This is a genomic window from Synechococcus sp. W55.1 (assembly GCF_047461655.1).
In the GTDB taxonomy this organism is placed as follows: Bacteria; Cyanobacteriota; Cyanobacteriia; order Thermostichales; family Thermostichaceae; genus Thermostichus.
Genome location: NZ_JANSHN010000002.1, coordinates 128602 through 148931, shown reverse-complemented (window position 1 = coordinate 148931; position 20330 = coordinate 128602). Strand labels below are relative to the sequence as shown.

Here is a 20330-nt window from a genome sequence, read left to right as displayed (position 1 = left end):
CGAGTAGGGCGGCTTTTTGCTAAAATCCGGCTAGCACGAGTAGGGTTTCCGATGTATTTTGCTCGGAAGCTAAAGTTGGGGTTTTCAGAGCAACTGCAGCATCTGGCTTTAGCCGCGGGCGAGCTATACTCCAAGACCTTGGTTTTCTTTTGGCGAGTGGCACGCAAGAAAGGCTTGTGGTTAAAACCCTCGAGTTTGATGCGCTGGTTTCCCAACAGTAGTGGAAACGAACTTCACGCCCATAGTGCCGATGCAGTGGTACAAAGTTTCTTTGCTTCTCTGAAGTCTTGGTACAAGCGTCGTAAAACGGATCCCAACGCCAAGCCCCCCAAAAGACGGCGGCGCTACTTCAAGGTCATCTGGAAGTCCTCTGCCATTAGGGTTCGGGGTGGGAAGTTAGTTCTTTCCAACGGCAAGACCAACCCGCCTGTGGTTATTCCTTGGGCATGGGATACACCGGTGCAGGTAGAAATCGGCTGGGACGGCAAGCAGTACGAGTTGCGGGCCTGCTACGAGTTAAGTAGGCCGGAAGGGGAAGTAACGGCAAAGGCTGGGGAAGTAGCAGGTGTCGATTTAGGGGAAGTGCATTTAGCTACTGCTCACGACGGTCGGGCAACTTTTATAGCTAACGGGCGGTTGCTGCGTTCCCAAAGGCGTTATCAGAACAAGCTGAAGGGCAAGCTCTCCAGGCTAATGGCTCGCAAGAAGAGAGGCTCGCAGCGCTGGAAGCGGTTAGTTCGTTCTCGGCAGAACCAGCTAGCTAAGTTACAAAAACAAGTTGCGGACATTCTACACAAGCAAACGACTAGGCTTGTCTCCACGCTCCAAGCAAGAGGCGTGCAGACGGTTGTGATTGGTGACATCCGAAACATCCGGCAGTCAGCCAAGTACAACAAGGTAGCGAACCAGAAAATCCACCAAATGCTGTCGGGACAGGTGCGGTGGCTGCTCACCTACAAGGCAGAGCGGTTGGGGATGTGGGTGGTGTTGCAAGAGGAGCGGTACACCTCGCAGAAGTGCCCGCGTTGCCACATGCTCCACAAGCCCAGGGGTAGGGAGTATCATTGCCGGGCTTGTGGCTTTCGGTTTCACCGCGACGGCGTAGGGTCGGTAAATCTGAGACGAAAGTATCTGGGGCAGTTTGATGTCCCAGTAGTTGGGGTGATGGCATCCCCCATCGGGTTGAGGTTTCGACCCCATACCCGGTGTAGCTCAGTAAGCAGGAGTCATTCTGCAACCTGAGAAAGAATCCCCCGGCTTCAGGCGGGGGAGAATGTCAAATAAGATGGTGGTGTATGATTTGAGCCGATGGCGGGCGATAAGAGGGGGAAGTCCTCATTCTGGGGTTAACTGCAGCTTCGTTGCCTGGCCGTCCTTGGGCTGCCGTTTCCAACACCTCAACCACGCCGAGCGCACCCATAGCATGAACGCTTCTGCTGCCCAACCCAACCCTGCTCACCCGGTCTTGATCTTCACCGATCAGATGGGTCGGCGCGGTGTTGTCCTGGACAACATTTACTACTCGGTAGGCCGGGCAGTGAACAACCACATTCGCCTTTACGACCCTTGCGTCTCTCGCAAGCATGCGTTGATCATCCGCATTCCCGATGAGAACCGGGTTGGATATGGCTATGTGGTGTTCGATGGCGGCTCTGGATCTGGCCGCAGCACCAACGGCCTATTCGTCAATGGGAAACGGGTTTTGTCCCATCGCCTTGAGTTGTTGGATAAGATAGGCTTTGGCCCGAATGTGACGGCAATTGTGGAGAGCACCGACCGCCTCACTCCCGAAACCCTGGCCGGTCTGTTAAAGCCTTTATCCCCCGGCGACCACAGGGCCCTGCTGGGATCCCAGAAGAAAACCTCGGAAGAGATCCCGAAAAAAAACGGCGACTTTACCGCCGCCTGATTCCCTGCCCCGAATTCAGCAGATGATCGAGCTCTGATTGCTGTGCCCCCCATCCCACCTGCTCTGAGCGGCTACTGGCAAAATGCCTTTGACCTAGAAGCCCATCTGGGATCCTTCCTGGGCCTTGGGGCTGCCGATCTGCGGGAGAAACTGCGGGCAGGGCAGCAGCAATTGGCGGAGTTGGGCCGGCGAGACTTTGGCTGGGATCGGGCAGATGCGTTTTATCGGGATCAGGTGAGATCCGCCTATCTGCTGGATTTGGCGGCTTGGCACCTGAGCAGCACCGACTACATCGGCGATACCTTACGCCTGGTGGCGGATCATGCCCGCGGGTTGGTGTTGGATTTTGGCGGCGGCATCGGTACCCATGCTATCGGGGCGGCCCTCTGCGCAGCGGTGGATCAGGTGATCTTCTGGGATATCAACCCCATCCATCGGCAGTTTGTGCAACGGCGGGCGGAAAAGCTGGGCTTAACCGAGCGCATCCACTGTCCAGAAAACTTCCCAGAAGAGATCTTTTTTGACACGGTCATCTGCTTCGATGTGGTGGAACATCTGGCGGATCCGGCAGCGCAGTTGCGGCAGTTTTACGACTGGCTCAAGCCGTCAGGTAAGCTTTTGATCAACTGGTACTTTTTCAAGGGGTTTAACGGCGAGTTTCCTTTTCACCTGGACGACCCGCAAAAGGTAGAGCAATTCTTTCAGGTGCTGCAAAGCTGTTTTTTGGAGGTGTTTCACCCCTATTTCATTACCGCCCGCTGTTACCGCAAGTGGGATAAAAGCTGAGATTGGAGAAAACCAAGGTGCTGCGCTATTTGCGGATACTGTGGCTGTTTTGGAGCACCTCAATCGCGGCAGAAATGGAGTACCGTGCCAATTTTTTCTTTGCCAGCCTCAGCAGTCTGGGTGGCTTGGGATCCGCTCTGTTTGGGCTGTCGTTGTTTTACCAGCAGGGGCACCGGCTGGGCGGTTGGAGTTGGCCGGAAGCCCTCATCGTGTTGGGGGTGTTCACCATTCTGCAGGGGGTGTCGGCCAGTCTCTTTAACGTCAACCTCAATCGCATTGTGCAGCAGGTGCAGGAAGGCACCTTGGATTTTGTTTTGCTAAAGCCAATAAGCAGCCAGTTTTGGCTGTCGGCCAGGGTGTTTTCCCCCTGGGGCCTGGTGGATATCGGCTTTGGCCTGTTGCTGATTCTCTACGCCGGGATCCAGCTCCATTTGCCTGCTTGGGCCTATGCTCTGGGGCTGCTGCCTCTGCTGCTGGGGCTGATCATCCTCTACAGCCTCTGGTTTATGTTGGGAGCCACCAGCATTTGGTTTGTCAAAATCTACAACGTCACCGAGGTGCTGCGGGGCCTAGTAGAGGCAGGACGATTTCCGATAGTGGCCTATCCGGTGGCCTACCGCGTGTTTTTCACCTTCGTCGTGCCGGTGGCTTTCCTGACCACCATCCCGGCGGAGACCCTGCTGGGGCGAGCCCAATGGCCGTGGCTGCTGGGATCCGCTCTGCTGGCGGCAGGGCTGTTGTGGGGATCCCATCTCTTCTGGCGCTTTGCCCTGCGCTTTTACACCAGCGCTTCCAGTTAAAGTCTGGGCCAAAAAGCTTGGATCCCACGCATCCGAGTTTCCAGGAGTTGAGTAATTTCTACAGACGCGCCCCACGCGCCGACATCGCGGAGAACAACTGCCTTCAGTACAAGGCAGAGGGAATCGCAGAGTTCTCTGGGTTGAGGGCAAAAAAGTTTTCACTGCAGCGCTTTGCAGCCACAGGCTCTGTGGTTTAGGGGGGCTTGTCTGTCAGTGGTTTTGATGGTCTGTCGATCTTTTGAGGAGCCTGTTCAATGCACAAACACACAAGCTTTGTAGCAGCATCTGTGATAGCCGGCAGTTTTGCTCTCTTGGGCTGTGGCAGCAGCACTTCGTCTTCGATGATGCCTTTCCAAGCGGATTTGGTGGCTTTGAGCGGCGGCAATCGCCTCACTTTCATCCGCTCTGCCGATGCCTTTGTGCAGGGATCCCTGACGGTAACAGGAGTGAACGGCAACCTCATTGGTATCGATGTGCGCCCTGCCAACCGGCTGCTTTACGGGCTGACCGACACCAGCATCCTTTACACCATCAACTTGCAGACCGGTGTCGCTACCGTGGCCAGCACTCTGTCGGTTCCCTTCACCGCGGGCACGCTTTCTGGCATGGATTTCAACCCTGTTCCGGATCGGCTGCGCTTGGTGGGAGCCAATGGCCAGAACTTCCGCATCAATGTGGATACGGGCGAAGTGATCCAAGATAGACCTTTGGCCTTTGGCCCAATGGAACTACAGGGATCCCAGCCGGCCATCACCGCCGCCGCCTACACCAACAATGTGGCGGGTGCCCAATCCACGCGGCTGCTGAACATCGACGGGCAACGGAACCTGCTGGTGTTGCAGAATCCCCCCAACGATGGGGTTCAGGTGCCCATTGGCCCCCTGGGGGTGAACTTCGGCCCTGTGGGCGGGTTTGACATCCGTACTGCTGATGGGGTGGATACCGGCTTTGCCATCGGCGGCTCCACCTTGTATCGAATTGACCTCAACACCGGTCGTGCCACATCCCTGGGCACGCTGCCGGGTGGGCCGTTCTTTGGCTTGGCTGCCCTCTAGGAAGACCGATTCCTATTTGCCTATCTAAATCAAGATTCATCAGCGTTAATCAACATTTTGAATTCATGGGTTTGGATCAACTTTTTGAAATCATTGCCGCAGTTGATCCCTTGCGTGGCCCGATCCCAGCTCAGGATTGGGCCTTCTATTTCCCCACAAGTCAGGGTTGACCTTCGCCTATGCAGACGATAAATTATGAAAGCCGCTGCCCTGCTTGGGTTGTCCTGGGCGATGCTTGTGCCTCTGCAGTTTCTCTCTCTCTTCCATCCCGTTTCCTCTTCCCGCTCATGAAGATCGAGGGCGACAAAGCTGAGGGATCCCTGCAGGAAAAAACCGATGCAGAGGTGTTTGCAGCCCTAAAAGCAGGCCGGTCACAAGCTCTGGCCATTCTCTACGACCGACATGCCGGCTTGGTGTACGGAATTGCCTGCAAAATGCTGGGCAACACTGCCGAAGCCGAAGATCTCACCCAAGATATTTTTTTGAACTTGGCCCGTTCTGCCTTCGATCCCAGGCGGGGATCCCTGCGCACCTACCTGAGCATCTTGGCCCGCTCTCGCTGTTTGGATCGGCTGCGCTCTTGGCGGAGTCGACAGCGTTCCTTGGAACGGGGCAGAGTGGAATTACAGGGCAACCCTGCTGCGGATCCCGCCTTGGAGCAGTTGGCTCAAGCAGAGCAGGTGGTTGAGGTGCAAACGGCTTTGGCCGAGTTGTCCGAAAGTCAGCGGCAAGTCTTGAAGATGGCCTATTACGAAGGCATGAGCCAAACGGAAATTGCCAAGCAACTGGATCTGCCTTTGGGAACGGTCAAAGCCAGAGCCCGGCGGGGTTTGCTGCGGCTGCGCGAGTTGTTGGGAGGCCCCTCATGAAAGCCGAATCTGTGTCTCCCGAAGAACTGCAACTGTGGCTGGCAGGCTATGTGCTGGGGGATCTCTCCCCGGAAGAGGCCGACCGGCTGGAGGCATTGCTCAAGCTGCGCCCGGAGCTGCACCGAGAACTGCAGGCTTTGCAACAGGCATTGGAGACAGCCTACGGTATAGAGGAAAAGCAACCCCCCCCTACCCTGCGGGCTTCTCTGTTGCAGGCGCAGGCAGCCCAACCGATGCACACCCCCACCTGGGTTGCCAAGGGATCCCGTCTCTGGCAGCGGGGCTTGGGGGCAGTGGCCGCAGGCTTGATCGTCGCTTTGGGGCTGGGGAACCTCTACCTGTGGCGCAGGCTGCAGCTAGCCCAGACTCAAGGGATCCCTGCCGAGGTGTTGACTTATGAGTTGCAGCCGACTGCGGAGAACCTAACCGGCTCGGTCAGGCTTGAGGTGGATCCCCAGCGCTTGCAAGGGCGATTGGTGGCCCAAGGTTTGCCACCTCTGCCGGAAGGCCGGGTCTATGCCCTGTGGGTGGTGGTGGATCCTGAGGCGCCCTTCACCACCGATAGTGCGGGGGCCATCCTCATGGCAGCTTTTCCGGTGGATGAAACAGGAAACCGCCAACAGGAGCTGCGCCTACCGCCGGTGTTTGAATCTGCAGAATGGGTGCGGGCTGTGGCCATTAGCGAAGAGGACAGCGAGCGTCCCCAAGAGCACGAAGGATCCCCCTTGTGGATTTCCGGCTAGGGAAAGCATCGGCAGGCCCATGGATTGGCGTGGCCTGATGGCGTAAATAGGCGATTATTATGCAGATTGATATCCACCCAGTCTTGTGACCCAGACAGAAAACCTTAAGATAAAAGTCGCCACCCGGCGAAGAACTCGGAGGCTACCCCATGGGCGAAGCAAAGCGCCGTAAAACCCGCATCAGCCAAGATCCCGACCAAGAGCTGGTGTTTCCCAACCTCAAAGACATTCCCCTCACCAAAGGGCAAGCTCGCGCGATCTACAATTGGACAACCCGTGGTGCTTGGGCAGGCATTATTCTGCTGGCGATTGTTTGGGTTGTGATCCGATTTGTGGGGCCTGCCTTGGGCTGGTGGCATCTGGTCGGCTAGCCGGCCGGATCCCCTTTAGCATCCTTTGGAGTTTCCGTCTATGCGCTCTTATCTGGCAGCCGCCATTCAAATGACCAGCATTCCCGATCTGGCCAGCAACTTGCAGCAGGCGGAAGAGTGGATCGACTTTGCAGTGCGCCAGGGATGCGAGCTGGTGACGCTACCAGAAAACTTTGCCTTCATGGGGCCGGAAGCCGAGAAAGCCCGCCTTGCTCCTGAGATTGCGGAGCGGGCGGAGGAGTTTTTGGCCAAGATGGCCCAGCGTTACCAGGTATTTATTTTGGGAGGAGGGTATCCTGTGCCGGACGGGCAGGGCAAAGTTTACAATACCGCTGCCCTCTACAGCCCTGACGGCAAAGAGCTGGCCCGCTATCGCAAAATCCACCTGTTCGATGTCAATCTGCCCGACGGCAATACCTACCGCGAGTCGAACACGGTGGTCAGCGGAGATGAGGTGGTCACCTGCGAGCAAGAGCAACTGGGGAACCTCGGTTTGTCGGTCTGCTACGACGTACGCTTTCCAGAGCTGTACCGATCCCTGGTGGATCGCGGAGCCCAGATTTTGCTCATCCCTGCCGCCTTCACGGCCTACACGGGTCGGGATCACTGGCAGGTTTTGCTGCAATGCCGGGCCATTGAGAACACCTGTTACGTGATAGCCCCCGCCCAGGTGGGCACCCACTACGAGCGGCGACAGTGTCACGGCCATGCCATGATCGTGGACCCCTGGGGGACTATCTTGGCGGATGCGGGTGGCGAAAAACCGGGGGTGGCCATTGCTGAAATTAACCCAGAGCGTTTCCAGTTGGTCAGGCGGCAGATGCCTTCCCTACAACACCGTCGGCTGGCCTGCACCGTCACCCGCTAGGGATCCGCTGTGCCTTGGCCCCCCCTGATTCTCTACAGCAAACCCGGCTGCCACCTCTGCGAGAGCTTGGTGGAGAAGTTGCGGCAGATCCCTGAGATCACCCTGTTGGAAATCCGCGACATCACCTCCAACCCGAGTTGGTGGGAGCAATACCAACTGGAAGTTCCCGTGCTCACCCTGGCAGGGGATCCCGAGCGACCTTTGCCACGTCCTTCCCCTCGGCTGACGGTGAGCCAGTTGCGGGCTTGGCTTGAGAAACAGCTCCGTTGAATTTCTCCTGCTGCTGCCGGAGCTTTCTCTGCCATGCCTATGGAGAGAGCAGCGATTCGCTGCGGGCGGTGTAGCCGGCTTGACGCAGGGCTTCAACGGCGGCTTGGGCATTGTTAACCCAAAATTGGGATCCCATTCTCACCCAAAGGGTATGGGGATGGGCGGTGATGGCAGCCACGACAGGAATGCGATTTTCTTCTTTAATTTCCGAGCGTTGGCGAGCGATTAGCGTCTGTAAACGGTATCGATCCTCCAGTGTCCCAGCAGAGTCGAGAGGGATCTCCACCGTTACCCAACTAACAGATTCAATCGGTTGTAAATCTTCCACAATCAGTTGCACCTGTTCATCCCGCTGATCCACTTTGGCCCAGACCCACAGCCGTTGATCCACCTCCAGGCGACCTCGCAAACGTTCGTAGGTTTTGGGAAAGATCACCGCTTCACAACTGCCGGTGAGATCTTCCAGTTGCAAAATGGCCATGCGATCCCCTTTCTTGGTTGTGACATTTTTAATGGCAGTCACCAGGGCGAGAACGCCCACAGAGGCATCGGCTGCGCAGCCGCCCAAGTCAGCTAGGTTTACAGGGGCCAGCAGCCGCGCTTGCTCCTGAATGCGCCGCAGCGGATGATCCGAGACATAAAACCCCAGCAGCTCCCGTTCTAGCCTCAACTTTTCCTGGGGTGGAAAATCTTCAGTAGCCGGCCCACGCGGAGCCTCCACAAATCCATTGCCGGCGCTGCTATTGCTCCCCAGTAGATCGAACAAGCTGGCTTGGCCGATGGCTTTGGACTTGGCTCGCTGCGCTGCCCAACTGAGGATGGGATCCAAATCGGCAATTAGTTGTTTACGATTTCCAGAAATACAATCAAAAGCGCCCGCACAAATCAGGGCCTCCAGGGCACGACGGTTAACAATGCGCAGATCCACCCGCTGGCAAAAATCCGCCAGAGAGGTGAAGGGGCCATCAGCTTGACGGGCAGCCAAAATGTTTTGAATGGCCCCCTCCCCTACATTCTTCACTGCCCCCAGACCAAACAAAATGCTGGATCCCTGGGGAGTAAAGTCCATTCCAGAACGGTTGATATCCGGCGGCTGAATTTGGATCCCAATTGACAAGCAATAGGTAATGTAGCGCTGTACCTTGTCCTGATCTCCCCCCACAGAAGAGAGCAAGGCTGCCATATATTCCGTTGGGTAATTGGCCTTGAGGTAAGCTGTTTGAAAAGTAATCAACCCATAGGCAGTAGAATGCGATTTATTGAAGCAATACTCGGCAAAAGCAACCATTTGATCAAACAATTCTGTGGCAACTTCTTGGCTTACACCCCGCTTGGCTGCCCCCTGCACAAATTGCTCGCGGTGTTTCTCCATCTCGGAGACTTTCTTTTTCCCCATCGCTCGCCGCAGCAGATCGGCTTGGCCTAAGGTGTATCCGGCCATGTCTTGGGCAATGCGCATGATCTGTTCCTGGTAGAGGATGGCTCCGTAGGTATCCTGAAGAATGGGCTTGAGGAGTTCGTGGGCATAGGTTACCGGTTTGCGACCGTGCTTGCGATCGATAAAGTCGGGGATCATTCCCGTATCCAATGGGCCTGGCCGGTACAAGGCCAATACTGAAGAAATATCTTCCAGGTTGGAAGGTTTGAGCTCCCGCACCACCTGCTTCATGCCAGAAGACTCCAGTTGGAAGATCCCTTCCAGCTCTCCCTTTTCCAGCAGTTGATAGGTTTTCTTGTCATCTAGGGGCAGGTTATCCAGATCTATGTTGACGCCATTGTGTTCTCGAATCAGTTCCACCGCCCGCTGAATCATCGTCAGGTTGCGCAGCCCCAAAAAGTCCATTTTTAACAAGCCCAAAGACTCGATATCTTCCATCGAGTACTGGGTGATGATCTGGCCTTCGTTGTTATATTGTAGGGGCACGATCTCATCTAAGGGATCCTTAGCAATCACCACACCGGCAGCGTGAACCCCGAAGGTTTTGTTGGTGCCCTCCAACAAACGTGCCAGCTCGATCCAGCGGTGGGTGGTTGGGTCTTTCTCGTATTTTTCTTTGAACTCTGGAGCGGGAGTATCCTCGCCAATCATCTCTTCCAATTTTGCGGGCTTGCCTCGGGATACCGGGATCAATTTCGCCATTTTGTCGGCTTCTGAGTAGGGAATGTCTAAGACTCGACCGACATCTTTGAGAATGGCTTTAGAGGTCATGCGGTTAAAGGTGATGATCTGGGCGACTCGCTCTTGGCCGTATTTGCGGGTCACATAGTCGATCAGCTCTCCCCGCCGCTCGATGCAAAAATCCGTATCGATATCCGGCATCGATTGACGTTCTGGATTGAGAAATCGCTCAAACAGTAGGCCGTATTTAACCGGGTCAATGTTGGTAATTTGTAGGGCATAGGCCACCAGGGATCCTGCTGCCGAGCCTCGCCCCGGCCCCACCGGGATCCCCTGCTCGCGGGCATAGCGAACGTAGTCCCAGACCACCAGGAAATAGCTGGAGAAGCCCTTTTGTTGGATGATGTTCAGCTCAAAGCGCAGGCGCTCCTGGTAGTTTTGGGGGATCTGATCCGGCTGAGCAACACCGCAGCGCTTCGCCAGCCCCTGCCAGGCTAATTCTGTGAGATAGCTATCGGCAGAATGGCCCGGTGGAACCGGGTAGTCGGGCATGCGCATTTCCCCAAATAGGTCATAGCCCTCGATCTTTTCCAGCACCTTCAGGGTGTTGGCGATGGCCTCGTCAATCACCTCCTGTTCCAAATGGTCACGGCAGAGACGGCGCATCTCTTCTGGGCTTTTCAGGTATTCGGTTCCGGTGTAGCGAAGGCGATTTTTTTCAGTAAGGGATTTGCCTGTTTGAATGCAGAGCAGCGCATCGTGGGCCTCTACATCCCAGCAGGAAATAAAATGGCTATCGTTGGTGAGGATGATCGGGATCCCCAATTCGCGGGCGATGCGCACCAACTGCACATTGACAAAGCGATCTTCTTGATAGCCGTGATCCTGAATCTCGATGTAATAATCATCCCCAAACTGCTCTTGATACCAAGCGGCAACTTCACGGGCAATTTCTGGCCGCCGCTGCAAAATAGCCTGAGGCACTTCTCCTGCCAAGCAGCCACTGGTGACGATCAACCCTTCTTTGTATTGCACCAAATACTCTTTGTTAATGCAGGGGCGAGAGAAAATCCCTTTGCCTTGAATGCCGTGTAGATGAGAAATGGTGGTCAGCTTTACCAAGTTTTTGTAGCCCTGGGTGTTTTTGGCCAGAACCACCTGGTGATACTTGGGGTACTTGCGGCTTTTATCGCGGATATCGCCGTTGATCACGTACATTTCATTGCCGATGATTGGAGTAATCCCTTTGCTTTTACACAGTTTCACCAGCTCTAACGCCCCATACATGACACCGTGATCCGTCAGGGCCAGCCCCGGCAAACCCATAGCGACCACCTGCTCGATCAGACGCGGCAATTGGCTGGCGCCATCCAAGAGGCTGTATTCGCTGTGGAGATGCAAAGGAACAAAAGACATGGCAACGCTATGGATAGTGGGATCCCTTTAACCTTAACTCAGCGTGTCCATTTCTCGACTGCCTGCAGATGCCGCTACAGTAAAGTCAGCTGATGTTTTTTCCCTTTTCTTGAATCTATGGATGCTCCCATTCGCCTCACCCAGTACTCCCACGGCGGTGGCTGCGGCTGTAAAATTGCCCCGGCCCTGCTGCAACAAATTCTTAAGGATGTGCCCCTGCTATCCCCAAATCCGGCTTTGTTGGTGGGAGCTGAAACCAGCGATGATGCGGCTGTCTATCAACTAAACGACCACCAAGCCCTAATTTTGACCACCGACTTCTTCATGCCGATTGTGGATGAGCCGGTGGATTTTGGTCGGATCGCGGCGACCAATGCCCTTTCCGATGTCTACGCGATGGGGGGCACTCCCATTCTGGCTTTGGCGGTTTTGGGCATGCCGGTCAATACCCTGCCGATGCAGGCCATCCAAGGGATCATGGCCGGAGGGATCCAGGTTTGCCAAGAAGCCGGGATCCCTTTGGCAGGGGGGCACTCCATCGATTCGCCGGAGCCCATCTTCGGCTTGGTGGCAGCAGGTTTGGCCCATCCACACCACATTCGCCGCAATGCCACGGCCCAACCTGGGGACGATCTGATCCTGACCAAGCCGCTGGGGATCGGGGTGATGACCACCGCTCTGAAAAAGGGTCAGCTCAGTGCGGCAGGCTACGCGGAAGTTTTGCAGGTGATGACCCAGCTGAATCGCATCGGCTCGCAACTGGCTCGGCGACCGCAAGTTCACGCTATGACGGATGTAACAGGGTTTGGCCTGGTGGGACACTTGCTGGAAGTCTGTCGCGGCTCGGGGGTGGGGGCCAGTTTGGATCTGGCTTCCATTCCGTTTTTGGCAGAAGCGCTCTCGCTGGCAGAGGCGGGGATCTTTCCAGGAGCGGCTCGTCGCAATTGGCAGGGCTATGAGGGGGTACAGGCAGAATCCCTGCCCGAGTGGCAGCAACTGCTGCTGGCAGATCCCCAAACCAGCGGGGGCTTGCTGGTGGCGGTGGATCCCGGCTACACCTCAGACCTCTTGCAAGAGCTGCACAGTGCCGGCTACCCCTACGCCCGTCGCATTGGCCGATGCCAAGCTGGAGACACCAGGATCCATGTTACCGGCAAGATCAGCCTCAGCCCAGCGGCAGCCTGACGAAGACCCTCTGGCAATGCTCGCAACACAAAGTCTCGATAGAGGGCTCAATATGAAGATTGCGTCAAGCAGCTCTGAGAAAGTTAAAGATCCCATGTGAGGCAAGGGAAGGTTGAGATATCCTAAAATCTATGAGCGAGCTTCCCCCCAGCCGTAGTCTGGTTCAGCGAGTTGAGCCTGGCCAGCTGATTCGAACCCTCAGCAGTGGGCAATTGCTGATGGTGGATCCCCAGCGGCACAACGCCCTGATCATCTGCAAGACGTTTCATGCCGAGTTTGCCGGGCCAGGCGCTGCGGTGGGGGGGCCATTGGATGTGGAGTCCGGCGGCGTTGTCCCCATTGGGGATGTGGTTTTGCTGCATCCGCAAGACCACCAAGAGCGGCAAAATGCCTATGCCAAGCGACTGCACTGGATGCGTTGGCTGCAGCAAATCACCGACAATCCTTTGCCGGCCCAGCGGGCGCGGGTTTTGCTCTTTAGCTTAGAGGAATTTTTCTCTGCGGATTTGGTCAGCCAATTGCCAGATGACATTTTGGCGCGGCTGGTGGGAGTGCTGCCCCAGACGGTTGCTGCGGTGCGGATGGAGATGATGGCCCTCTACAGCCCCAGCTATTCCTTGGCAGGCTGAGCTTGTCTTGGACTGGGGAAGGAACTCGTCCTGCTGATGGGAATCGGTGACAGGCTGCCGGCCCTCACCTCTAGCCCCTCTCTGCAACGGGAACGAGACACGATCAGCTACACTGAAAGCCAATTTGCGTTGGCAGTTGGTTCAACTGGACTCGACCGGAATCTTTGCCTCATGCAGTGGTGGAAACGGCTTCGCCAAAACCGATGGGCCCAAGTAGGAGCTTACATTCTCCTTGTTTTCTACGCCTGCGCCATTTTTGCCGAGTTTGTTGCCCCCTACAGCCCGCTGGAATCGCAGCCGGGGGGATCCCTTCTGCCGCCCACCGCCATTCACTTTTGGGATGAATCGGGCGCTTGGATTGGGCCCCACGTTTATCCAACCCGCCAGGGGCCGGTGGATCTGGAAACGGGAGAACGCCCGCTCTTGGTGGATACCAGCCGTCCCGCCGGGATCCGCTTGTTTGTGGTCGGTACTCCCTACCGTTGGTTGGGGTTGATCCCCTCCAATCGGCATCTGTTCGGCACCGTCCCGCTGCGGCCTGTTGCAGAAGAGGGACAGGTGGGATCCCCAATCGGCGAAGAGCCCTCTGTGGCACGGCTACACCTGCTGGGCACCGATGATCAAGGTCGAGACTATTTCAGTCGCTTGGTCTATGGTGGGCGCGTCAGCCTGTTTATCGGCTTGGTGGGCATTGGCATCTCTTTCCCCATTGGCCTGCTGGTGGGAGCCATATCCGGCTACTTTGGGGGCTGGGTGGATACGCTCCTGATGCGCTTGGCAGAGGTGTTGATGTCGATTCCGACGCTGTATCTGCTGGTGTCGCTGGCAGCGGTGTTGCAGGTAAATCCGCTGACCGGGGTGCCCTTCAGCAATGCCGAGCGCTTCTTGGTGATTGTGGTGATCCTCTCTTTTGTCGGTTGGGCGGGCCTAGCCAGAGTGATTCGCGGGCAGGTGCTGTCCTTGCGAGAGCGGGACTTTGTGCAGGCAGCGCGGGTGGCCGGGGCGGGATCCCTGTATCTGCTGGTGCGGCATATTTTGCCCCAGACAGCTACTTATGTGGTGATCTCGGCAACCTTGGCGGTGCCCGGCTACATTGCGGCAGAGTCGGTGCTGAGCCTCATCGGGTTGGGGATCCAACAGCCGGATGCCTCTTGGGGCAACATGCTCTCGCTGGCCACCAACGCTTCGGTGATCATCCTACAGCCCTGGCTGGTGCTGGCCCCCACTTTGATGGTGGTGCTGACCTCTCTATCCTTTAACCTGCTGGGGGATGGTTTGCGGGACGCCCTCGATCCTCGGGAAGGGTGAGCTGCTTCCCCATTGCGCCGAGTGAGGGGAATGGAGTGGCCTGCAAATCACCGCTTTCCGTCGGGATAGAGCCGGTTTAGACCCTTGCGAGCCTTAGCATGGACATCCAGGGTGGCATCCATTTTCAGGATCTGCCGGTAAACTTGCTCGGCACGAGCCACTTCCCCTTCCTGTTCCAACTTTTCTCCTAGCTTGAGCAAGTTTTGGGCTGAGAGATCTGCCCAAGGATTCTGTTCGGCTGTTGGCTCCTGCAGTTGCCGCAGCTCTTCTAGGCGCTCTTGCACCATCGGTCGTAACAGCCAAGAGTCATCCAGATCCAAAACCTCTCGGTAGTAGCGCTGGGCCTCTTTAAAGTTCTTTTGCTCGTCGTAGGCTTCCGCCAGTTGTAGCGCCAGTTCCGCTGTGGGCTGATCCTTAAACTGGCGATGCAGTTGGTTCAGTCGCCGCACAAAGGGGGATCCCTGCTGCGGGTTTTTCAAATCCGGGGCGTGCTGAACCGGCAGATAGTCGTCCCTCTTCGCCGATGGTTGAGGGGAAGGGGCAGGCTCTGCAGCTTGAGGTCGAAGGGGCGCTTGGCGGCTGATGCTTTTGGGATCGATGGGGGTGGGCTTGTAAACCCAAATTGGCTGATCCGGAGGAGATGCGGGTGGGGTTGGGCGTGGGATCGGCTGCGGCAAGGGAATGGTCTTGCGATCCGGCGGTTCAGGCGGTGGCTGTTTCAGCTCTTCAAGGATGCCGGGAGGTTTGGGGGCTTGAAATTGAATCGCTTTGGGAGTCTCCCTGCGCTCTTGGGCCAATTCTCGGTACAGAGCGGCCAATTGCAGGTAACCCGCTTCTTCATAGGCAGTGGCCAGCCAACGGGCATTCTCTGGGCTGGGATCCGCACGATAAGCTCGCCGGAGCAACTGCAAAGCAGTGCCGTAGTTGCGCTCTCGAATGGCTGCCCGTCCCAAACTCGCTGAGCTGACCCCGATGGTATCGCTGGCCATAGTCCCCCATCTGTCTTGGCGCCGACAATAGAGCTAAGAGTCAAGGCTGAGCTGCTGATAATTCAGGTTTTCCAAGCCAGCCACGTGGGTTGACGCTTGCTTAATATAACTGGATTCCTTGGCCATAGCATACCCTCACCAGCCGGGATGTTATCTGCTCGGACAACTCCCTCTTGTTGAGATCTCTCGCTTTATATCAATTCAATGTCGATATTGAGGGTGGGATTGGATTGAGATCTGGATGCCAAGTTAACTTTCGGGCTAGCTTGTAGTCAGAGCTTCAGCAGCAACAGGTTCTGACGCCAACATGATCCAAGACTTTCGAGAGCGGTACCCCATGGGCAGCTTGCTCACCGATCTGTTGCGGGTGGAAGAAGGGATCTACATCGTCAGAGCCCAGGTGGTGGTGAACAACACGGTTTTGGGCAGTGGCATGGCTGGCTCGAACACCGTCGAAGAGGCGGAAGATGCTGCCTTGAAGCGCGCCCTCCACCACGCAGGATTTGGTCGCCCCACTTCCTCTTTGAGTTTGGGCATGGATTCTGCTGCCGCCAGGGTGCCTTATCTGCCAACTCCTGAGTTGGCCAACGGACACGCTCAGTCTTCCCCTGCTTCTCCAGCCCCTGAGTCGATAGGGATCCCTGCAAAGCCAAGTTCCCCAGAGCTGCCCGGTCTAAGTGAGCCGGCGGCCTATGGGGATGACCTATCGGACATCATTGCCCAAACGGATGTGGAGATGCAGCGCATTGGCTGGGGCCGCAAGGAAGGACAAGAGTTTTTGGAACGTCGCTTTCAGAAGAAATCTCGCCACCAACTAAGCGACGCCGAGCTGCGGGAGTTTTTGCGCTACCTAAAACAGCAGCCCTCCCGCCTCAGCAGCGAACCCCGCTTTTGAAGTCTTCTCGGCCTTGCCGCCAAGATCTCGGGATCTGGAGATCTGGCAACTCCTATCTTCCAACTAGGGTTGTTCCGAGCCCGTTCAAGTAGCCTCTGACCCTTGCCCCCGGCCCCTCTGGAAGGGGGAGTTGGGAATCAAGCCAGCCAACTGTTTTACTGCTAGTTGGCTGCTACTTGGAATAAGCCCGTTCTACCGTCGGTGTCTTGCTGCTGCTGAAGCTAGGGCGCACCTACAATCACGCTGGTGTCTTCCATTTGCTTCACGACCGTTTCTCCCCCTTCGGAGAGCACAACCCGTCGCTCTGGCACCGATACTCCGGCCACCTTGGCGGTTTGGTAGTTTTGCCCGGCCTGCACCACAGCGGGAATGACACCTGGGCCAGAAACCAGAGCAAAGGACTCGCCGCCAATCTGTATCATCCCGGAAACCTGTACACTGCGGGCAAACGCAGCTGGGTCAGGGGTAGGCGTTGGGATCGGGGTAGCCACGGCTACAGGGGCGCCATTGCCGCTGCCAGGAGGGGGCAAAACCGGAGGTGGAGGCAGGGGCGGCAGGACAATCTGCGGTTCAGGAGCGCGAATGTTCTGGGGCACAAAGGGATCCACACGGCCAGCCCCACTCAAGGCCCGCTGGGTTTCCTGCTCTCGATCCACTGGCGGGATCAGGCTAGAGGCAGCTTGGGTAGCCTGCAGAAGGGAGGGCACCGGCGGCGGGGGTTGATCGGGGGCGGTCTGGCCAAAGCCGGCAGGCAAGTTCACCGTTTGTTGCCGGGCGAGAGCTTGCATCTGGCTGGCTCCGCGGGCCAAGGTGGCGCTCATATCCTGTTCCCAAGTCCCTGCAGCATTCAGCCGCATGATCACAGGGCTGGTTCCCCCCCGAGACTCCACCCAAATTTCCGCTTCTGTGTCGCTCAATCGCCGCGAGCTGAGGATCCGGGATCCCGGAGGCAAGAGGGGCCGAAGCGCCAGTTCGGCCTCAGGAACAGCCTGTTCGTTGGCCAGAGCCGGGAACCAACGGGGGGCCAAAAACGCAACGCCCCCTGCCAACAGCAGGCCGGCTACAAGAAAGCAGGACAATGGGCGAGCAGGCAGCGATTTCAGCATAGAGACCACCGGGAGAGAGCCTCGTATCCTCTCCACCAAAATATCCAAAATCTTCGTGATGGGGCCAAGTCAACCTGCTTTTCTCGACAACAGTGCTAGGATTTGTCGATCGAAACAGTGGCACCATGTCCCCAGAGATCCCGACCGGGCCAGACAAAGACGGCCTCTGTCCAAGCGCAGCCTCGTTTGCCATACTGAAGAAAGATTGTAAATATTTGTTAACGCCATGACTGTCTCTGCTTTGGATCCCGCCAACCCCGCCCGTTTACAGGAGATCGCTCAACGCTTGCGCAGCCCGCGTTCTGCGGACCGGATGGTGGCCTTGGCCCAGTTGCGGGATGTGCCGGCAGAGCAGGCGGTGCCGCTGATTTTGCAGGTCATCGACGATGAGAACCTGCAGGTGCGCTCTTTTGCCGTCTTTGCCCTGGGGATCAAGCAAACGGACGCCTGTCTGCCCAAATTGCTGGAAATCCTCACCCAAGACCCGGACTACGGCATTCGCGCCGACGCGGCAGGTGCCCTGGGCTACTTGGAAGATCCGCGGGCTTTTGAAGCTTTAGTGCGTGCTTTCTACGAGGATGTAGAATGGCTGGTGCGCTTCAGTGCCGCGGTGGCCTTGGGGAACTTGAAGGATCCGCGGGCTTACGACGTGCTGCTGCGGGCGTTGGAGGGGCCAGAAGAGCTGCTACAACAGGCGGCCATCGCAGCTTTGGGAGAACTGGGGGATCCGCGGGCCCTGGATCACATCCTGCGGTTTGCCCAATCGGAAGACTGGCTGGTGCGGCAGCGGCTGGCCCAAGCGCTGGGCAATTTGCCTTCCCCCAAGAGCGTTTCTGCTCTCAACTACCTGGCCAGGGATCCCCACGATAGCGTTGTGGCGGCTGCTTTGGATTCGCTGCGGCGCTTGCGGCAAAGGGGCATCTCAGAAACCGGATCCCAGCCAGCCAACCCTGAGGAAGGCTAAAGTAAAGATCCCAGCTCAGCTTGTTCCGGGTTCCCCAATCCCCAGAGAGAGGCCTCCTCTGTTTCCGGCTGAGCCTTTCTTTTCCTAGGATCCCTTGTCTCAATGGTTATCAGCCCCCACTCATCGGTTTCACCTGTTGCATCCCCGTCGCGGCCCCGCATTGTGGCGGCCCTTTCTGGGGGTGTGGATAGCTCTACGGTGGCGGCCCTTTTGCAGGAACAGGGCTACGCCGTGGAGGGGGTCACCCTCTGGCTCATGAGGGGGAAGGGGCAGTGCTGTACCGAAGGCTTGGTGGATGCGGCAGCTGTTTGTGAGCAGCTGGGGATCCCGCACCATGTGGTGGATAGCCGCGAGCTGTTCCAGGCCAACATTGTCGATTACCTGGTAGCCGGCTACGCGGAGGGCATTACTCCCCTGCCCTGCTCCCAATGCAACAAGCTGGTGAAATTCGGCCCGTTGCTGGCCTATGCCCGCGAAAAGCTGGGCATCTCGCAGATGGCCACCGGCCACTACGCACGGGTGCGCTTTAACGCCGGGCTAGGACGTTACCAACTCCTGCGGGCGGTAGATCGGCAGAAGGATCAGTCCTATTTTCTCTACGACCTCAGCCAAGAGCACCTAGCCCATAGCCTCTTCCCCTTGGGCGAGTACACCAAGGCCCAAACCCGTCAGTTGGCTGCCCGCTACGGGCTGGTTACAGCCGACAAGCCCGAAAGCCAGGATCTCTGCTTGATTGAAACCTATGGCTCGATGCGGAGCTTTTTGGATCAGTACCTTGGGCAAAGGCCAGGGGAAATCGTCGATACCCAGGGGCGAGTGCTGGGATCCCATGAGGGCATCCACCACTACACGGTGGGCCAGCGCAAGGGGTTGGGGATTGCCTCTTCCCGTCCGCTTTACGTGGTGCGCATCGAGGCAGCTACCAACCGCGTGGTGGTTGGAGAACGAGAGGAAGCCACCCAGGCTGAAGCGTGGGTAAGCCAAGTAAACTGGGTCTCCATCCCACCCCCAACACAACCCCTTGCCGTAGAGGTTCAGGTGCGCTACCGCACACCGCCGGTGCCTGCCACGGTGATCCCGGAATCTCCTGAGCGGGTGAAGTTGCAGTTTGCCGAGCCCCAGTTTGGGGTTACCCCCGGCCAAGCCGCCGTCTGGTACCACGGGGAGCTCCTACTTGGGGGAGGGATCCTGGAGCGCCCTTCTTCTCAGGGGTGAGGGGAAGCCAAACTAGGCTGCCCACTCCCGCACCTGCTGCAGGGATCGAAAGAGAAGCACCATATAGGCAATCAAGATAGGGGCAACCGCCGTGGCGGCGGCATTCCCAACCACAGTCACACTCACAACTTCCAAAATTTTCTCAGCAAAAGTCTCGTCAGAAGACGAAATCACACCTACCGTGAAGCCAAAGATGAAATTCCCGGCCAGAAATGCCACAACCACCGTGAGGCCAAAGATAAGAAGTGCCCAAAACGCTCCCCACCAGCGGCCCTTGACGAGGCTCCAACTGTAGCCCAACCCTTCTGTAGTGCCTTTGTCTTCCAGGACAATTGCGCAGGGCGTGAAAGCCAGCCTTACTCCCCAGTAGATTCCAGGAAGCACGAATAACATCATCCCGACTAAGGAAATCAACCCCACCAGGAGGCTGCCGAATATCAGAGGCACTGCCTTGGAGACAGCCTGATCCAGACTGTTGCCCAGGGGAGGAGTGCGCTGCTTCAAGTGCTGATCCACCAGCCAAAAGGCTGCCCCTGCCAGGATGGGCGCACCAATCAGGACATAGGCCAAGTTGAGGATTCCCCCGAAAAGTGGGATTAGCTCGGCGATGATGGAAATGATGAAGCCGGGAGAGGCCAGGATCAGCAACGGCCCATAGATGGGGCCTACCATCTCGAACGACCGCTGCAGGAGCCGGATGGGACTGAGGGTAGCGTTTTGCATGACAGAGGGATCCTCGTGGGCGACCAAGTTCACCCCCTTCATACCACGGGATACTGGCAAACTGTTTCGGCTTGATCCCGGAACTCATCTGAAACAGGTGCAAAAGCTGA

20 protein-coding genes are annotated in these 20330 nt (G+C 57.1%); 16 read left to right on the top strand and 4 right to left on the bottom strand.

Features of this window, described 5'->3' with window-relative positions:
• Positions 1–51 precede the first annotated feature (51 nt).
• The 10 genes from NW816_RS01880 to NW816_RS01835 all read left to right on the top strand — a co-directional run bounded on the left by NW816_RS01880 (position 52) and on the right by NW816_RS01835 (position 7671).
• Positions 52–1242: an RNA-guided endonuclease InsQ/TnpB family protein gene (locus tag NW816_RS01880; protein ID WP_414408052.1), complete on the top strand. Its 1191-nt coding sequence runs from the start codon at positions 52–54 to the stop codon at positions 1240–1242.
• 181 nt (positions 1243–1423) lie between these two features.
• Entirely contained in the window at positions 1424–1909 is a 486-nt protein-coding gene (locus NW816_RS01875) for an FHA domain-containing protein (protein WP_414408051.1), read from the top strand.
• 42 nt (positions 1910–1951) lie between these two features.
• Positions 1952–2695, top strand: a complete 744-nt coding sequence (locus NW816_RS01870) for a class I SAM-dependent methyltransferase (RefSeq protein WP_414381914.1) — start codon at positions 1952–1954, stop codon at positions 2693–2695.
• A 17-nt stretch (positions 2696–2712) separates the two neighbouring features.
• A complete protein-coding gene (locus tag NW816_RS01865; protein WP_414349888.1) occupies positions 2713–3495 on the top strand; it encodes an ABC transporter permease in 783 nt (260 codons plus the stop codon).
• 341 nt (positions 3496–3836) lie between these two features.
• Positions 3837–4550: a DUF4394 domain-containing protein gene (locus tag NW816_RS01860; protein ID WP_414408050.1), complete on the top strand. Its 714-nt coding sequence runs from the start codon at positions 3837–3839 to the stop codon at positions 4548–4550.
• Positions 4551–4837: 287 nt separating this feature from the next.
• Positions 4838–5419, top strand: a complete 582-nt coding sequence (locus NW816_RS01855; RefSeq protein WP_414408049.1) for a sigma-70 family RNA polymerase sigma factor — start codon at positions 4838–4840, stop codon at positions 5417–5419.
• Entirely contained in the window at positions 5416–6162 is a 747-nt protein-coding gene (locus NW816_RS01850) for an anti-sigma factor domain-containing protein (protein ID WP_414408048.1), read from the top strand. Before NW816_RS01855 ends, NW816_RS01850 begins: the two co-directional genes overlap by 4 nt.
• Positions 6163–6311: 149 nt before the next feature.
• A complete protein-coding gene (locus NW816_RS01845; protein ID WP_011432808.1) occupies positions 6312–6533 on the top strand; it encodes a DUF2839 domain-containing protein in 222 nt (73 codons plus the stop codon).
• A gap of 40 nt (positions 6534–6573) precedes the next feature.
• Entirely contained in the window at positions 6574–7401 is an 828-nt protein-coding gene (locus tag NW816_RS01840; RefSeq protein ID WP_011432809.1) for a carbon-nitrogen hydrolase family protein, read from the top strand.
• Between the two features lie 9 nt (positions 7402–7410).
• Positions 7411–7671 carry a glutaredoxin family protein gene (locus NW816_RS01835; protein ID WP_414408047.1) on the top strand — a complete coding sequence of 87 codons (261 nt, stop codon included), beginning with the start codon at positions 7411–7413 and terminating at the stop codon, positions 7669–7671.
• Positions 7672–7708: 37 nt separating this feature from the next.
• Here NW816_RS01835 and NW816_RS01830 read toward each other — a convergent pair whose 3' ends face one another.
• A complete protein-coding gene (locus NW816_RS01830) occupies positions 7709–11206 on the bottom strand; it encodes a DNA polymerase III subunit alpha (RefSeq protein WP_414408046.1) in 3498 nt (1165 codons plus the stop codon).
• A 117-nt stretch (positions 11207–11323) separates the two neighbouring features.
• Between NW816_RS01830 and selD the strand changes: the two genes are divergently transcribed.
• The 3 genes from selD to NW816_RS01815 all read left to right on the top strand — a co-directional run bounded on the left by selD (position 11324) and on the right by NW816_RS01815 (position 14328).
• On the top strand, positions 11324–12391 hold the full coding sequence (selD, locus tag NW816_RS01825) for a selenide, water dikinase SelD (RefSeq protein ID WP_414408045.1): 1068 nt from the start codon (positions 11324–11326) through the stop codon (positions 12389–12391).
• Positions 12392–12522: 131 nt separating this feature from the next.
• Complete coding sequence (locus NW816_RS01820; RefSeq protein ID WP_414408044.1) at positions 12523–13020, top strand: hypothetical protein; 498 nt, start codon at positions 12523–12525, stop codon at positions 13018–13020.
• A 171-nt stretch (positions 13021–13191) separates the two neighbouring features.
• On the top strand, positions 13192–14328 hold the full coding sequence (locus NW816_RS01815) for an ABC transporter permease (protein ID WP_414408043.1): 1137 nt from the start codon (positions 13192–13194) through the stop codon (positions 14326–14328).
• Between the two features lie 47 nt (positions 14329–14375).
• On the opposite strand, the gene NW816_RS01810 is transcribed toward NW816_RS01815, so the two are convergent.
• Complete coding sequence (locus tag NW816_RS01810) at positions 14376–15317, bottom strand: hypothetical protein (protein WP_414408042.1); 942 nt, start codon at positions 15315–15317, stop codon at positions 14376–14378.
• 307 nt (positions 15318–15624) lie between these two features.
• On the opposite strand from NW816_RS01810, the gene NW816_RS01805 reads away from it, so the two are divergent.
• Positions 15625–16212 (top strand): hypothetical protein, encoded by a 588-nt coding sequence (locus tag NW816_RS01805; protein WP_414329849.1) that lies wholly within the window; start codon positions 15625–15627, stop codon positions 16210–16212.
• 221 nt (positions 16213–16433) lie between these two features.
• Here NW816_RS01805 and NW816_RS01800 read toward each other — a convergent pair whose 3' ends face one another.
• Positions 16434–17318, bottom strand: coding sequence for a hypothetical protein (locus NW816_RS01800; RefSeq protein ID WP_414381889.1), 885 nt, complete (start codon positions 17316–17318; stop codon positions 16434–16436).
• A 226-nt stretch (positions 17319–17544) separates the two neighbouring features.
• Here NW816_RS01800 and NW816_RS01795 point away from each other — a divergent pair, with 226 nt between their 5' ends.
• Both NW816_RS01795 and mnmA read left to right on the top strand, forming a co-directional pair.
• Positions 17545–18282, top strand: coding sequence for a HEAT repeat domain-containing protein (locus NW816_RS01795; RefSeq protein WP_414408041.1), 738 nt, complete (start codon positions 17545–17547; stop codon positions 18280–18282).
• A gap of 102 nt (positions 18283–18384) precedes the next feature.
• Positions 18385–19497, top strand: a complete 1113-nt coding sequence (gene mnmA, locus NW816_RS01790) for a tRNA 2-thiouridine(34) synthase MnmA (protein ID WP_414408040.1) — start codon at positions 18385–18387, stop codon at positions 19495–19497.
• A 12-nt stretch (positions 19498–19509) separates the two neighbouring features.
• Here mnmA and NW816_RS01785 read toward each other — a convergent pair whose 3' ends face one another.
• The gene (locus NW816_RS01785; RefSeq protein ID WP_414408039.1) at positions 19510–20280 is read right to left on the bottom strand and encodes a glycerophosphoryl diester phosphodiesterase membrane domain-containing protein; all 771 of its coding nucleotides are present in this window, start codon (positions 20278–20280) and stop codon (positions 19510–19512) included.
• Positions 20281–20330: the final 50 nt, after the last annotated feature.

What these genes read in the sequence shown, in the direction of transcription:
- NW816_RS01880 (WP_414408052.1), top strand. Translation starts at nt 52, where the DNA reads ATGTATTTTGCTCGGAAGCTAAAGTTGGGGTTTTCAGAGCAACTGCAG.
- NW816_RS01875 (WP_414408051.1), top strand. Translation starts at nt 1,424, where the DNA reads ATGAACGCTTCTGCTGCCCAACCCAACCCTGCTCACCCGGTCTTGATC.
- NW816_RS01860 (WP_414408050.1), top strand. Translation starts at nt 3,837, where the DNA reads ATGATGCCTTTCCAAGCGGATTTGGTGGCTTTGAGCGGCGGCAATCGC.
- NW816_RS01855 (WP_414408049.1), top strand. Translation starts at nt 4,838, where the DNA reads ATGAAGATCGAGGGCGACAAAGCTGAGGGATCCCTGCAGGAAAAAACC.
- NW816_RS01850 (WP_414408048.1), top strand. Translation starts at nt 5,416, where the DNA reads ATGAAAGCCGAATCTGTGTCTCCCGAAGAACTGCAACTGTGGCTGGCA.
- NW816_RS01845 (WP_011432808.1), top strand. Translation starts at nt 6,312, where the DNA reads ATGGGCGAAGCAAAGCGCCGTAAAACCCGCATCAGCCAAGATCCCGAC.
- NW816_RS01840 (WP_011432809.1), top strand. Translation starts at nt 6,574, where the DNA reads ATGCGCTCTTATCTGGCAGCCGCCATTCAAATGACCAGCATTCCCGAT.
- NW816_RS01830 (WP_414408046.1), bottom strand. Translation starts at nt 11,206, where the DNA reads ATGTCTTTTGTTCCTTTGCATCTCCACAGCGAATACAGCCTCTTGGAT.
- selD (WP_414408045.1), top strand. Translation starts at nt 11,324, where the DNA reads ATGGATGCTCCCATTCGCCTCACCCAGTACTCCCACGGCGGTGGCTGC.
- NW816_RS01820 (WP_414408044.1), top strand. Translation starts at nt 12,523, where the DNA reads ATGAGCGAGCTTCCCCCCAGCCGTAGTCTGGTTCAGCGAGTTGAGCCT.
- NW816_RS01815 (WP_414408043.1), top strand. Translation starts at nt 13,192, where the DNA reads ATGCAGTGGTGGAAACGGCTTCGCCAAAACCGATGGGCCCAAGTAGGA.
- NW816_RS01810 (WP_414408042.1), bottom strand. Translation starts at nt 15,317, where the DNA reads ATGGCCAGCGATACCATCGGGGTCAGCTCAGCGAGTTTGGGACGGGCA.
- NW816_RS01805 (WP_414329849.1), top strand. Translation starts at nt 15,625, where the DNA reads ATGATCCAAGACTTTCGAGAGCGGTACCCCATGGGCAGCTTGCTCACC.
- NW816_RS01800 (WP_414381889.1), bottom strand. Translation starts at nt 17,318, where the DNA reads ATGCTGAAATCGCTGCCTGCTCGCCCATTGTCCTGCTTTCTTGTAGCC.
- NW816_RS01795 (WP_414408041.1), top strand. Translation starts at nt 17,545, where the DNA reads ATGACTGTCTCTGCTTTGGATCCCGCCAACCCCGCCCGTTTACAGGAG.
- mnmA (WP_414408040.1), top strand. Translation starts at nt 18,385, where the DNA reads ATGGTTATCAGCCCCCACTCATCGGTTTCACCTGTTGCATCCCCGTCG.